Annotated in this window: 12 protein-coding genes, 1 tRNA gene and 1 riboswitch; of the genes, 4 read left to right on the top strand and 9 right to left on the bottom strand. The window is 51.3% G+C overall.

The genetic code is table 11. The features are described from left to right. Positions 1-82 precede the first annotated feature (82 nt). From ACH50O_RS13905 to ACH50O_RS13875, 7 genes are all read right to left on the bottom strand, one after another. The gene (locus ACH50O_RS13905; RefSeq protein WP_446808385.1) at positions 83-1,639 is read right to left on the bottom strand and encodes a fused MFS/spermidine synthase; all 1,557 of its coding nucleotides are present in this window, start codon (positions 1,637-1,639) and stop codon (positions 83-85) included. A gap of 141 nt (positions 1,640-1,780) precedes the next feature. Next, positions 1,781-4,627 (bottom strand): DUF3570 domain-containing protein, encoded by a 2,847-nt coding sequence (locus ACH50O_RS13900; RefSeq protein ID WP_446808384.1) that lies wholly within the window; start codon positions 4,625-4,627, stop codon positions 1,781-1,783. Further along, positions 4,614-4,838, bottom strand: a complete 225-nt coding sequence (locus ACH50O_RS13895) for a DUF4266 domain-containing protein (RefSeq protein WP_446808383.1) — start codon at positions 4,836-4,838, stop codon at positions 4,614-4,616. The genes ACH50O_RS13900 and ACH50O_RS13895 overlap by 14 nt, the downstream gene beginning before the upstream one ends. 5 nt (positions 4,839-4,843) lie before the next feature. Next, the gene (locus tag ACH50O_RS13890) at positions 4,844-5,332 is read right to left on the bottom strand and encodes a TlpA family protein disulfide reductase (protein ID WP_446808382.1); all 489 of its coding nucleotides are present in this window, start codon (positions 5,330-5,332) and stop codon (positions 4,844-4,846) included. 391 nt (positions 5,333-5,723) lie between these two features. Further along, entirely contained in the window at positions 5,724-6,773 is a 1,050-nt protein-coding gene (locus ACH50O_RS13885) for a hypothetical protein (RefSeq protein ID WP_446808381.1), read from the bottom strand. 80 nt (positions 6,774-6,853) lie between these two features. After that, positions 6,854-6,941: riboswitch (cyclic di-GMP riboswitch) on the bottom strand. Between the two features lie 49 nt (positions 6,942-6,990). Further along, on the bottom strand, positions 6,991-7,839 hold the full coding sequence (locus ACH50O_RS13880) for a hypothetical protein (protein WP_446808380.1): 849 nt from the start codon (positions 7,837-7,839) through the stop codon (positions 6,991-6,993). Positions 7,840-8,328: 489 nt separating this feature from the next. After that, on the bottom strand, positions 8,329-9,471 hold the full coding sequence (locus ACH50O_RS13875; protein WP_446808379.1) for a hypothetical protein: 1,143 nt from the start codon (positions 9,469-9,471) through the stop codon (positions 8,329-8,331). 599 nt (positions 9,472-10,070) lie between these two features. On the opposite strand from ACH50O_RS13875, the gene ACH50O_RS13870 reads away from it, so the two are divergent. From ACH50O_RS13870 to ACH50O_RS13855, 4 genes are all read left to right on the top strand, one after another. Then, positions 10,071-10,346, top strand: coding sequence for a hypothetical protein (locus ACH50O_RS13870; protein WP_446808378.1), 276 nt, complete (start codon positions 10,071-10,073; stop codon positions 10,344-10,346). A gap of 256 nt (positions 10,347-10,602) precedes the next feature. Further along, the gene (locus ACH50O_RS13865) at positions 10,603-11,976 is read left to right on the top strand and encodes an ATP-binding protein (protein WP_446808377.1); all 1,374 of its coding nucleotides are present in this window, start codon (positions 10,603-10,605) and stop codon (positions 11,974-11,976) included. Next, complete coding sequence (locus ACH50O_RS13860) at positions 11,954-12,502, top strand: response regulator transcription factor (RefSeq protein WP_446808376.1); 549 nt, start codon at positions 11,954-11,956, stop codon at positions 12,500-12,502. The genes ACH50O_RS13865 and ACH50O_RS13860 overlap by 23 nt, the downstream gene beginning before the upstream one ends. 101 nt (positions 12,503-12,603) lie before the next feature. Then, a tRNA-Lys gene (locus ACH50O_RS13855) sits at positions 12,604-12,679 on the top strand. A 24-nt stretch (positions 12,680-12,703) separates the two neighbouring features. On the opposite strand, the gene ACH50O_RS13850 is transcribed toward ACH50O_RS13855, so the two are convergent. Both ACH50O_RS13850 and ACH50O_RS13845 read right to left on the bottom strand, forming a co-directional pair. Beyond that, positions 12,704-13,744, bottom strand: coding sequence for a tyrosine-type recombinase/integrase (locus ACH50O_RS13850; RefSeq protein ID WP_446808375.1), 1,041 nt, complete (start codon positions 13,742-13,744; stop codon positions 12,704-12,706). After that, positions 13,630-13,941 carry a helix-turn-helix domain-containing protein gene (locus ACH50O_RS13845; RefSeq protein ID WP_446808374.1) on the bottom strand — a complete coding sequence of 104 codons (312 nt, stop codon included), beginning with the start codon at positions 13,939-13,941 and terminating at the stop codon, positions 13,630-13,632. The genes ACH50O_RS13850 and ACH50O_RS13845 overlap by 115 nt, the downstream gene beginning before the upstream one ends. Positions 13,942-13,950: the final 9 nt, after the last annotated feature.

The raw sequence follows: 13,950 nt of genomic DNA, 5'->3' as shown, positions 1-13,950 counted from the left end.
CCGGAATGCCAATATACCGGCGAGCGACAATACTTTCTTTATGCGCAGTAAATGTAATTATCAGGCTTACATAGAGGTACTGTTACAGCAACAATAATGCCGGATCAATCCTTTCCATAAAGATTTTCCGATAGCTTTCCGCCTTACGCACCTGCATGCTTTCCATCGGATTGTAATCGTCGGTAATGATGATGCCGTCGGTATCGGTCATCGCATACTCGTGATCCTTCAGCCATTGCACAGCGCGATCTTGATTCGGGTCAACCGGCGTAAGATTGAGCTCTTGCTTGGACGCCAGGAAAATGAAATCGGTAAATTCCTGTTTTTCCGTGATGAATACACGGATATTCGGCAGCACGCTGGCCAGCGTCTTATAAACCGAAGTGACGGCATTGGCGCCTTCGCCCTTGGTATAGCCGACGTAGTTCAGAGCGAGTACGCCTTGCTCACTTAACATGCCTTTTAGCTCGCGCAACATTTCTTGGGTCAGCATGTGCGTGGGTTCGGAGCCGCCGGTAAAGCAATCGTGAACGATGAAATCGTACTGCTTGTGCAGTTTTTTGATTTCATAGCGGGCGTCGCCTACTAAAAACTCGCCGGTCGGTTTGAAATTGAAATAGTTTTGCGCCGCATCGGCGACCGCCGGATCGATTTCGATGGTGTCGGTGGTCAAGCCTTTGGCCTTTAAGTCGCGGGCTACATGACCGCCGCCCAAGCCAATCAATAAGGCTTGGCTGGCGTTGGGACGAAACAGCGGCGGCACCAAGCCGATAATGGTTTGATAACCCAGCAAGCTGCGGCCGTGGGCTTTTTCCACGGCGCTGAGCACGGAGGAATCCGATAGCAGAAGTCTGAAGCCCTTACGTTCGTCGTCCACTACCCGCACCCAGCCGTAAATGCTTTCTTCTTCGTGCAAGACGGTAAAGTCTTTGCTGACGCGTGCCGGTTTGGCGTATCCGTTGGCAGTCAATGTGCTGGTTAGAACGGCGGCAAGCAACAAGGGCAGGGTGGAGTTGCGTGCGGCAAATTTTTGCTTTTCCAGTACCATGAGGATAGTGGCCAGTAACAGCAACAGCATGGCTAGGCAAAACACGATCGCGCGCGTGCCGAACTGCGGCAACAAATAAAAAGCCAGCAATAAGGTGCCAATCACACTGCCTACTGTACTGATTGCGTAGACCGAGCCGACGGCTCTACCGACGCCCTTTAAGTCGCGAGTAGCCAGCTTGATGACGAACGGGCCGACCATGGCTAGCGATGTCAAAGGCAGGGTAAATAGTAACAAGGCGCTGGCAAATGCACCGCCGCGAATACCCAAGGGATTAGTGGCGGCCAAAATCGGGCCGTTGATAAACGGAATCAGCGCGGTCGATACCGACGCCAAAAGTATGACATGGTTAAGCCGTATGCTCTGGTAACGGTCTGTTAGAAAGCCGCCTAAGTAGTAGCCCAACGCCAATGCGATCATCGTGACCGAAATCAACGCAGTCCAGACAAATAAGCTGACACCGTAATAGGGCGCGATGATGCGTGTGCCCAACAATTCCAAAATCATTACCGCGCCGCCGCTAAAGGTGACCGTGGCAAATAACAGCAGGATATTAGTGGTGGCGGAAGCCGTAGAGCTTGTGGTTTGCATGGTTTTACGGTGATGTGGTTTAAAGGGGGTGGAGGCAATTTATCTAGGTCATGGACGCTAAACCGATCAGGCTGGCAAGTATTTTCCGAAAATGAGGTAGTTCTTACTTGCCAACGGCGGCGGTTGAAGATTTACGAGTGATCAGAACATATAACTCCAAGTAGCGGAGAACGCGCCGTTACGTTCCAGTTGGTAGCCGTTAACGTAATCTTTGACCGGTTGCAGCCACTCTATACTTAGGCTGTGGCCGGCAAATCCGCCGCCGGGCGGCCGCAAATTAAGACCCAGACCAATATCCCAATAGTGTCCGCCGTAATTTTGCGTGTAATCGACAGTCGACGAGGTGTTATGGGCAATTAGACTACCATCCCGATAAGGGTCGGTAGGGGTGCCGGTTCCGAGTCGCTGGTATTGCGGCAGGTCGCCTTTGACTTTGTCCTGTTGGGTGTAAACGCCGCGTACGGATGCCGACAGCCAATTAAAAATGTTATAACCGCCCCATACGGTCGATTGGAAATTATCGCCCAATGCGTAGCCGGATTTATTACGTTCTTGCATGCGCTTCGTCGCGTTGAATTGAGCTCCCCAAGAAAAATCCTCATATTGTCCGGTGTAGGTCACACTGGGTTTGAAATCCCAAGTACCGCTGCCTGGCATCATGCCGATATCGTGCAGGATGGTAATTTCGTTCGGATAGTCATAGCCGGCGGTTTGGCCGTGTTTGATCTCCACGCTTCCGGTCGGCGCGCTGCCGCCTATGCCGACATGGAAATGATGGTTGGAGTCGTCATACAATTTAAACATCGCAGTGAAGATCGTATCGCTCAGCTCGAATACGTTGTGTTGCATCCCGGCAAACATCGAGTGAGAATCGGACGATAAATGTTGTTCCGAGTTCTCCACGTGGCCTTTGACCGGTTGTCGCAGGTCGTTGCCGAAAGTCATGTCCATATCCATCAATTGCGGCATCAGCATTAAGGTCAGCCAATCGGTCGGTGCGTACATGATGTCAAGCATGTGCATGCCCATATGCATATCCGCCGGGTGCACTAAACAACCGCGGTGAGAGGCATCGGGCCTATAGCCCGGGCAGCCGAATGCATTGACTTGTTGATCCGTGACGGCATCGCTGCCATGCAACATATTGCCGGCCTGGCCGTTGTACATGTAGCGGTAGCCAAACATCACATCGCCGGCTTGATCCAACATATGCGCGTACATGACACCCGCGGGCGGGTGAGAACCATGGTGCATATGATGGTGATGGTGGGCATGCTCGTCTTCGCCGAACAAACTGCCATCGAACAGACTGCCCGGCGCCGACAAGTCAACATTGATGCCGCCGTGCGCCAAGTAATAACTCATATCTGCGTAGTCGCCGGAACCGCCGCCGCCCAGTTTCAAGCCGCCTTCATGCGTGTAGTACTCGATACCCGCTTCGACTTTCACGCCTTTGGCAAACTGTTTGGACAGGGTGAGGCTACCGCTCAACGAGCCGAAAGCCGACAAGCGGTAATCGCTGGAATAGTGGCCGTCGGCGCGAGGCGCCAGGAAATAAGGGGCGAAAAATTCGGCTTGCGATTGCGAGTAATATCGGACGCCCGGCGTGACGGTTATGCCGTAGGGCAAGGATTGGTACCAAGTTAGCTCGAAGGTATGTGAATTGACCTTCCAGTCATCGGTGTAAAATCGATAATCGAAATGCAGCGATGCATCCAACTGTGGAATGTGCTGGTTTACCCCCGTCGAAAACGACAGTTGATTACGCTCAGATGGTCTTACCTCTCGGAACAGCTCGGGGCCAACGATTTGCAGTTGGGTGATCGAGTTCCAATCCACCGGGTGATTATCGACCGCATCGCTGATTGCCACGTATTCTTCGGGCGTGATTTCACCGCGGATATAAACAGTCTTATACGGATTGCTCAGATAACCGGATTGATGCGTGAAGCTGGTTCCGGCATTCAATATCGTGTTTTTGCCCAAGATTTGCGAAACACCGAAATTGACTGAATGGAAAATACTGGTTTCGTCCAGCCGCGGATTTGCGGCGCAGTCCACGCTGGGATCGGCGCAATCCGAGGAAATAATGTGCGGCAATTTGTTGCCTTGCGTCAGGGCCGGGGCATGCGAATGTCCGGCGTTACGCCAAATACTGTTGCCGGTGACGCTGTAACCTAAAGACAAGGTGGTTAATTTATTATTCAGTTCTTGGCTTAAATTCGCCGAGCCGAAATTGGAGACAAAATCCGGCTCGTCCGATAAGCCGCCGGAGAGGGCTAGCGTCGTGTTATCGAAATAATATTTCAGGCCGACGGTCGGCTGGCTTCGCGTCTCTAAAGGCTGAGTCTGGAAGACTTGTTTGGTACGGCTGTGTTCGATCGGCACATTCAACAAGGCGCGATAAGCGGTCAGTTTGTCGGAGACAGACGCTATAGCCTGAAAAGCGGCAAATTGTTCCAGACCTTCTTGAGTTAAACCGCGTGCCGTGGTTTGGCTGGCGGAGGAAATGACGTCCGCTTTGTAATAAGTCAGCGGCAGTACCGGATCGTTTGGCGCATACCAATTATTACCGTTTTTGTCTATGTTTGTCGGGTAAACTAAAGGATTAGGATTAACCACCGCTTTTTGCCAACCCTCGTCGCCGGGTTGGAAAAAGCCGGGGGAGCCGCTCGCGATCCACCAAGCACCCGGATCGGCATCCTTGGTCATGATTTCCGGGACGCTATAAGCTGGCGAGGCACCGGTATAGGTATCCCTGTCCAAGCTGAAATTCAACTCCAAACGATCGGTCAGCGGCACGATACCATCGGCATGGTAAATATCCACCCGCATCCGGTTGTTACTTTCTTGATAGTGTCCATACTCCACGCTGCCTTCGGCTTTGGTGACAGGCACCGCCGCGATGGCGTTCAACCCAGGCAGGCTAAGGGCGGCGGACGTTAGAGCGGCTAAAGCAGCATGCTTTTCAGGCTTAATTACAGCCACAACCCCCCCCGCTACCTGTCAAGCCACCTTGGGAGGCTTCCCTGCTGGTAAAAATGTGATCGCGCAGATGATTTAATTTGGGGTTAGGATCCAGCGCCATCTCTTCTTTGGCCAGATTGCCCCTTTCCCAAGGCGATACGCTGGTGCATCCCTGACAGCTTAAGGTGCCGGCTAACACCAGCAGTTTTAGCGCTAAAAGACCGATACGCATGTAGGCTACTCGGCGAGCAAGCTGGTGATTTGTTCGCGAATATGGGTCTGGTCGCCGTCGCGATAGCCCAGGTGAATGTTGCGAACCTTGCCGGTTTTGTCGATAAAAAACGAGGAAGGCATGGCTTGTACCCCAAAAGTGCTCGGGCATTCGCCTTTGGCATCAAAGGCCATTTTGTAATCCACGGGATGGGCTTGCAGAAATTGACGTGCAGTATCGCTGTCTTCGTCGACATTGATCGCAATCACCTCAAAATTTTCGTTTTGATGCTGGTTGCGCAGGGTGTTTAAAAAAGGCATGGACTTTTGGCAAGGTCCGCACCAAGTCGCCCAAAAATCTATCAGTATCACTTTGCCTTTATAGGCCGAAAAATCCAGTGCTTGCTGGTTTTCCAATACGGCGGGACAGTTTGGTACGGCTTGTCCTTCCTGTATTGCATGGCATACGGGGCTGGCTAGCAATATCAGTCCGGCAAAGGTGTTTAGGTATTTCATCGGCTTACAATATTAACGGGGTAATCGGCTGATTTTAACATCAAGGATCTCAATGCCTAATCATCAAAATTTTGGCGCTAGTGATTTTTGTCCGTTGCTGTTGCACTGTTCGCCGTCCCGCCCTATTTGGGCTATTGGTGAACTCAGAAGTTTCGTTAAGGTTGCTTGCAGTCATTGCACTTCAAATAGCAGCGTTTTGCGTTGTGTTCGCCGAATGTCGGGCGCCGAGATTTGAACTGAAATTGCCGAATACAAAGAAAGCAGGCCTAAGCCTGCTCCTTGAATCTGGATAAGCAAGTGAGTTATTGCATCTTGCTTATCCATTTTTTTAACGCTTCCTCCCAAGGTTTATTTGCCGAAAAACGCAGTGTTTAGGCAGTAACAAGGGTAATTAAGCGTGGCTTTTACGACGGTTCAAGCCCAGGAAGCCGATCATCGCGGATACAAACATCCACGCTGCGCCAGGCAGTGGCACCGCAGTAACTTGGAAGCCGGTGATGCTCAAACTACGGGCTAAACGGTCAGCTGTATAAGCGGCAGCAAATGAACTGCCTGCAGTGGCGCCGCCAGCGAAAATATCGCTGTAAAGCTGAGCGTAATCAGCCCCGTTCGCGCCGCCAATCGCCAAGGTGTAAATGCCTGCCGCCAGTTGGCCTGACCAACTGACTTTGTTGTCAACTAAGCCATCCGCACCCAGGATTGCAGTAGTGCCGCCGGAAGAGTTGGTGAAGCTAGAGCCGGTTGCTGCGTCGGCACCGGAAATTCCTGTGTATACGATGGTGGCCACTTTAGGTGTATCCAAACCGCCCAGGTAGTTGGGGCCATGAGTGTCGGTCGCGCCGGTGGTGCCGTTATTACCGGTGGTGATATTGCCGTTGGTATCGAATACGCCCCACAGCCCGGTCGGATTGCTAGGTGTGCCTGCGGCCGCGCCGCCGCGCAAACCGTTGACGCCGGCAAATGGGGACCAGGAAGCGAAATCTTTGGCAGTTGCCAAATAAGCCGCAGTATCCGGATCGGTAGCTACCGAAGCCACATCGCCCACGCCGTCATGTGAAGCTCCTGGAACAACGCCTTTGTACAAAGAAAACCCTGGGTTCAAAGTGCTGGCGCCGTTGCTGTTACTCAAGCCGTTAATGGTGAAACTTACGAGAGAGTCGCTGTTCAGGATGAAGTAACGGAAGCGGACGTCGTGGGTGTTGCCCAGGCTATCAGGATTCAAGCCAGCCAGATAACCGCCGTTGCTGGATGCGGTTGCGGTGAAGTTGCTGGCCGCGCCGTAAGCGCTGCTGACTGCAGTGGTGCCGGTGAGTGGGTCGTATGTGCCTGCGCCTTGATATAAGGCGCTGCCGTAACCGACGTGCGCCATTGCCGATCCGGAAACCAGTGCCATACCGCCCAGGATTCCTAACATAGATGCTTTTAGAGCAAAAGATTTCATAACTTCTTTCCTTTTTACATTTTTATATGTTGTCATGATTAGGTTCCCGATTAAGTTACCGTCTTAATGGGAAGCCAGTCGTTTGCAACCCGGCCATCCTGAGTCTCTCCCAGCTCAGCATCCGTGGCTTTCCGACTCCACCTCGCGGTGGATGTGGCGATAGTACCGTCCTTGGTTGAACGTCCTGTTCTATCCAAATTCCGTTAACTAAACTGTGTCAAGCGGCTTGGTAAGTCGCTTTGTTACGGCGATTGAGCCAAAAACCGCTTATGGCGCTAACGAACAGCCAAGCGGAAGCCGGTAGCGGAACCGCAGTGACACTCAAGGAAATGGTGCCGGGCAAATTGGTGTTCGGGCAGCTTACGTTGCTACCGCAATTCACGTTACCCGCCGCGGCGATGGTGTAATCGCCGGCGCGCAGAAAGTAATTGCTTAAGGTGGCAATGTTGGCGCCGCCAGTAGTGGCTACGTGAGTTTGGTATAGGATGACTGCCCATGCGCCTTCTTCATTCGCCATACTCCAATCGTGCAGGGCATCGAATTGCCCTTTGAAATTGTGAATATTGGCTGTGTCGCGGAAGGGTGAGACATGACCGGCGGCGTCCGTGGTCACACCGTTATCCACCGGCGACGCATCGTATACCGTGTGAGGTGTTGGTGTGGCGACGAAGTGGTTAGGGTTTAACGGATCGGTAGTGGCGTCATCATGCGCCTCATCGGGTAGCAATCCGGCGTACAGGCTGAACGATGGGTTTAGCAAGCCGGTGTTGCCGTCGTCGCTGAAGTTAATCGTTATTTTTGAATCCTGGGTCAAGTGGAATTTAAAAAACTGGCCTTGAGCCAATTGATGCGTATCACCTAAAGTTTGAGTCGTACCGTCATACCAGCCGTAGTTGCTGAAGGTGCCGCCATTGACGCCGCCAGGGGACAAGAAAGGATCGCTAAGATCCACATAATCGACATGCGCCGCCGCCGGCGCAGCTACGGCAATCAATGCCGCGGCGCCCAAGGCCTTTACAGAGAGCGCCAAGGCGCTGCTGCGTTTGGAAAGAAATTTGTTTAGCATTAATCACCTCTTAAATAATGTTCAGTTAAGCCAGTCTACGCCCCGACATAGCTTGTAATTCGCGTCCTGTGCGACCTAGGGTTCTTTACCAAGTCCTGGCGCATGTCAAGCGGGTGTCTTATCATTGAGCAATGCGCATGCCATAACGGTAAGGCATTGTTTTTATTGGCTTGGGTATTCGCTATTGGTTTTTAAATAATTAAACTGTGTTATATGGCATTTTGATTGTGGCATTACCCCTGATTTTGCGGCGAGTTTCAAAATGGCGACCATCGCTCGTGCATGGAGTTTTGCAAAATAGCTATGAGGTTGGCGGTTGGCGTGGCTGCGTCAGCCGATTTGGTATTATTCGGAAAGTCGGTGAGGATCTTGAGTCGACTAGCGTTAAATAGTCGCGCTAGGAATGGGAAGGAAGGAGCATCCTTGCTCCTGGTGGTCCGTAACTAAAAACCGGTCGGCATTGCGCCGCCGGCTGAAATCGCAAAAAGCTTAGGCGGCGACGCTTGTTTTGCGGCGGTTTAAGCCCAAGAAGCCTAACATCGCGCTGCCGAACAGCCATACAGCGCCAGGAACCGGTACGGCTGCGGCTGTGGCAACGGCGGAAAACTGCAAGTGACCATGCAGGTTGGTTAAGCCGAATGAATCGACCGAGCCCAGTGTGCCCAAAGAGGCGTTGGCAAGCGCGTTCAGTGCGCCTGAAGCAGCAATAGTGTAGTTGCCGGCTGTCAGAGTGATGACCAAAGTTTCTAAGGTATCGGCGGCGTTGCTGCTAAATCCCGCTGCTGACGCAGCATTTCCGTTGACGGCTTTTAAGAACGCGATGTTACCCCAGTCGCCGGAAACGTTGGATTGACCCCAGTTGGCCAAGGCATTGAACTGGCCGACATAACTTTGAGTGTTGCTCAGGGTATTGCGGTATGACGAGGCTATGCCTTGGGAATCGACTGGCGCTGTTTGCGAATCGAGCGCATCCTGTCTTTTGCCGCCAGGCACGACAACCGGATTAAGTTTTTCGTTGGCATCGTCGTGTCCCTGGTAATTCAGTACGCCGCTATATAGGCTGAAGGCAGAGTCAATATAGGTTCCGTCCGAGTCCACGTTCCATTTAATGGTGACCTTCGAGGTTTGGTCCAGACGGAAGTTGAAGAAGTCAACTTTGTGGCTGTCGCCCAGTGTGGGGTTGGTGCCATTACCCCAACCGTAGTCGGTGACATCGTTCACGTCAACGGTCGCCGAGCTGGCGGCGGAGGTGTAATTTACATTGGTAAAGCTGCCGACGCCGGTATAGGATTGGTTGGTCGCGTTCCAAAGGTTTGGATTATTTAAAGGGCGGTCGCTGGTCGCGCTGATGGCGCCGCCGATGCCGTTGGCGGCACGCTGGGCAGCTGTCAGGCTTGATCCGCCCAATGCCAATACTGCCGCGGGTGTTGCGCCGTATTGAATTTTAGATGCTGCCTTGCCGGCAGTCGTCAAATCGCCGATTTGTGCACCTTGATTGAGGTCGTAATATTCCACATGCGCGAAAGCTTGTTGGCCGGCGCCTAACACAGCAAGTGCGATACCTAGGCTTAGTTTCGCCGTTAAGCTGTTTTTAGTCTTGATGGGGCGGGTGTTTGGTGTTTGATCGATCATGTTTACTCCTAAAAGAACTTAAGAAAAATTGAATACATTTCTGCCTTCCTGGTTGGCACGCCCCCTGGTTGTCGAACGCTGCAAGCTTGATCTCTCTCGCAGTTTGCCCGGTGGTTGTACTGCCAAGGCATGCTCAATCGGTATCTGGGTTTGTTCAGAATGCGAAGGCTGGCCTAGCTTTAGGTCTGAGCTTCTTCCCGCTTCTGATAAGGAGACGATGTGAGCCTTTGTTTAAAAGCAATATTTAAGCCAGTATGATTGCGCCCGGTATATCCCGTTTCACCGCTATGTCTAAGGAGGTTAAAAATAAAACTATGTTAAATAACTACATAAATACGGCATTTGCCTTGTTTGTGCGTTTCTCTGTGTGTGCCTCGGCAAGTACTGTTTTTAGTAAAGTGCGACTGAAAGTTTTTGAGTCGGTTTGAGTTTCGTGTTTGGTGGTGCGTAAGAATTCGATTCGGCATGATTTCGCAGTTGGAGTTGGCTGCACTGTCTGCGGCTTTTGGAAGCAAGTGTGTATTGGCCTTTATTTTGCTGCGATTTGTTGCTATTTTGTGGCAAGCCGGGATAGAACGGAAATTAACTAGGAGATATTCATGCAAAAAACCGATAAAACACCGTTATGGGTGTTTTTGGCCTTATCCAGTATCGAAACTCGCCGGGGAGCGTTATTGTTGATCTGGAGCAGTATTGTTTTTACTTTTTATTGCGTACCCTGGGGGCTTTATTTTGAGAATAACGCTTGGGTTGCCAAGCTATTTTTGATTGATGATTGGGAATGGTTTGCAATGATGCTGCCTATGACTTTTTGGTATTGGTTGAGCATGCGATGGGTCGATAAAAACGGCGGTTGGAGTTTGGCCAGAGCCTGAGTTCGCCGGGTCAGAAGTATAACTGTAGAGGGTATAGCCCACTTTGCGGTTTGATTCGTTATTTCACGGTGTGACGCACGGTAAATCTTGTTTGAGCTGAGTCGCGGACTCCGGTCAATTTGTAGCGTGTTTATCCATGATTTTGTGAGTTTAAAACTGTTTGCCATTCGAGGTTTGATACGGTTTGTCTGTTAGTGCATCGGGCAAACCGGGTTAATATGCGCTCCATACCCCTAGCTCAATCCGTTCAACATTTATGCTTTCACATATCCTGCCTAAAGCCGAAATATCCATTCGGGAAAACCTGCGCTGGTTATACATTCTCAGGAATTTGATGCTGTTTGCCGTAACCGTCGCGGTGTTTATCGCGGTGAATGGTTTAGGTATTAACTTGCCGCAAAATCAGCTATGGCTGGCGATTTTTGCGGTTTCGATTCTTAATCTATACACTTGGTTGCGGCTGAGAACGCCGGAAGAGGTCACCGAGCACGAGATCTTTTCGCAAATCTGTATGGATGTGCTGGCACTGGCTTATTTGCTGTATCTGACGGGTGGTGCCTCCAACCCGATCATTTGGGTGTTTTTGCTGCCTTTAATCGTGACCGCCATCATGTTGCCGCAGGCCTATGCCTGGAATATGGTGATCATTACGTCCTGTGTGTACACGGTACTGATCGCCTACAACGTACCCTTGCCGGCTGTGGAGCCGCATATTGCGCATCCGGCAATGGCTGAGATGACGCCGGAAATGACGCTGCAAATGCACTTGATGAACGACCGGCGCTATTTCAATTTGCATGTATTTGGTATGTGGTTTGGTTTTGTATTTAGCGCCGGCTTGGTGGCTTTTTTCGTGGTCGAACTCTCCAAAACGCTGAAAGAGCGGGAGCGCAATTTAGCTGATGCGCGTGAGAGTGCATTACGCGACGAACGGGTGGTGTCATTGGGTACCTTGGCCGCTAGCGCCGCGCACGATATGGGGACGCCGCTGGGTACGATTGCGATATTGACGCATGAAATGGCGGAAGAACTGTCGGAACATCGTTATCCCGATCTGCATCAGAAGCTGGTGATTGTGCAGCAGCAGATCGATCGCTGCAAACAGGCTTTGTCCGTGATGTCCGCCTCGGCAGGCGAGATGCGGGCGGAATCCGGCAAAGTGATGCTGGTGAGCGAGTATATCGACGAGGTGCTAGGGCAATGGCGAACGCATAAGGCTGCTACCCGGCTCAAGTTATTTATATCGCCGGATGTGGATATGGACGCGCGCGTGATTGCGGAGCGTACTGTGACGCACTCCATTATCAATATTCTGAATAACGCTGCCGAGGCGTCGCCGATTGATGCCGGTATCGAGTTTCATGTGGAATGGAACGAGGACACTTTAAACTTGAAAATCAGGGATTTTGGGCCAGGCTTGCCTGCGGAATTTATCGAGTTTGCCGGGCATCAACCGGTCAAAAGCAATAAGCAGGGTATGGGCGTTGGCTTGTTCTTGACCTATACCACTATCAAGCGGCTCGGCGGTAAAATACAGTTCAGTAATTTAGAGTCGGGTGGCGCCTGTGTTGAGATCAGTTTGCCGCTATTAGCTAAGGAGAGTACGCATGAACCAATTACCTACGGATAAGCCCAATTTATTGCTGGTTGATGATGACGTCACCTTCTGTTCGGTGTTGAAGCCGGCGCTGGAAAAGCGCAATTTTCAAGTGACTGTCGCCAATGATGTGGATACGGCAATGAAGTTGGCGGAGCAAACCGAGCCTGAATACGCGGTGATCGATTTGCGGATTGGTTTTGACTCCGGTCTGGAAATGGTCAAGAAATTGATTTCCCTGGATGACAATACCCAAATTGTGATGCTGACCGGCTTCGCCAGTATTGCTACCGCAGTAGAAGCTATCAAATTGGGTGCGATTCATTATCTGACCAAGCCGGCCAATGCCGATGAGATTGTCAGTGCCTTATATAAAAACGAAGGCGATGCGTCGGTAGCGATCAGCGATAATCCGCTATCGGTGAAGCGTCTAGAGTGGGAACATTTACAAAAAGTACTGATGCAACACGACGGCAATATCTCCGCCGCCGCCAGAGCGTTGAATATGCATAGAAGAACCTTGCAAAGAAAGTTGGAAAAAAAGCCGGTAAAGGAATGATGCGACTGGCTTTGTTTTGAACAAGAGAGCATCATTTTTGTATTTATTACAATTAATCGTTGCAAAGCAGATATTTTTAAGTATAATGGGCGGCTCATTCGGGGTCGTTAGCTCAGCCGGTAGAGCACCGCACTTTTAATGCGATGGTCGTGCGTTCGAATCGCACACGACCCACCATCGAATGACTTGAAAATCAACCAGTTAGCTTGCAAAGGCGACTGGTTTTTTTATGTCTTCAAGTTTTGTGTGCGCAAAATGTGCTGATTCGGCGATACGGTTGGCGTATTCGGCCAGATGCTCTGGCGCAAGGTGTGCGTAACGTAACACCATCGAATAATCACTCCAACCGCCTAACTCCTGCAACACATTAAGTGGCGTTCCTGCCTGCACATGCCAGCTTGCCCATGTATGGCGTAAATCATGCCACCTGAAGCTATCGATGCTGGCGCGTTGAAGTGCTTTTTTCCAGGCGTTGCCGCCGGCTTTCAGCACCGGATTACCTTTGAACGTAAACACATAGCGATCATGTTGGCCAATCTGTTGACGGATCACCGCGATAGCATCCGCATTCAACGGAATACCAATCGCTTTTTTCGCTTTGGCCTGGTCGGGATGAATCCAGCACACCTTGCGTTGCAAGTCGATCTGGTTCCATTCCAAGCCGGTGACGTTAGATTCGCGCAAACCCGTCGCCAAGCTAAACCGCACCATCGCGGCCAAGTGTGCCGGTAATTCAGCACACAATCGCTCCGCTTCCTGGCGTGTGATCCAGCGAATCCGCTTGTTGTCCTCTTTCAGACGGCGAATTGCCGGCGCCTTGTCAATCCAGCCCCACTCGCGTTCGGCTTTTCGAAGCACCGCTCGAATTAGGGCGGTGACTCGGTTAGCGCGTCCGGGCGTGGCATGGTCCAGCTTGTCGGCGATAATGGTTTCCACGACCTCGCGAGTGATGCTGTTCAACGGTTTACCGGACAAAAACGGGTCCAGATAGCGAAACATCACCACATCATCGTTCAACGAACGCTTTTGCGATTCATTGATCCACTTGACGACGGCATCTTCCCAGACAAACTGGGGTTTATGGCCCAGTTTGATCTGATCCCACAACTGCGCCTTATGCTTATCGGCTAACTCTTGCGCTTTGCGCTTGTCGTCAGTTTTAGCAGATTGGCGTATTGTTGTGCCGTCTGGTGCGGTAAAGCGATACCACCAGAATTGACTGTTTGGTCTTTTAAAGAGCATGTAGATTCTCCTTGCCCTACATCCTGCCGGGGACGAGTGTACTGTGATCTGATCCAGTCGATCAAATCCTGTTCGATAAATACCCAACATTTACCCGGTTTGGCTGCCGGAATGTCACCCGCTCTGGCTTTCTGCAAAATCGTCTGAGGGTGCAGTTTGAGTAACGCAGCCGCTTGATGTAGGTCTAACGTGTTCATGGGATTTCT

It is taken from the genome of Methylomonas sp. 2BW1-5-20, assembly GCF_052474515.1.
Note: the sequence above shows the minus strand (reverse complement) of the source record. Positions and strands in the feature narration are given on the sequence as shown.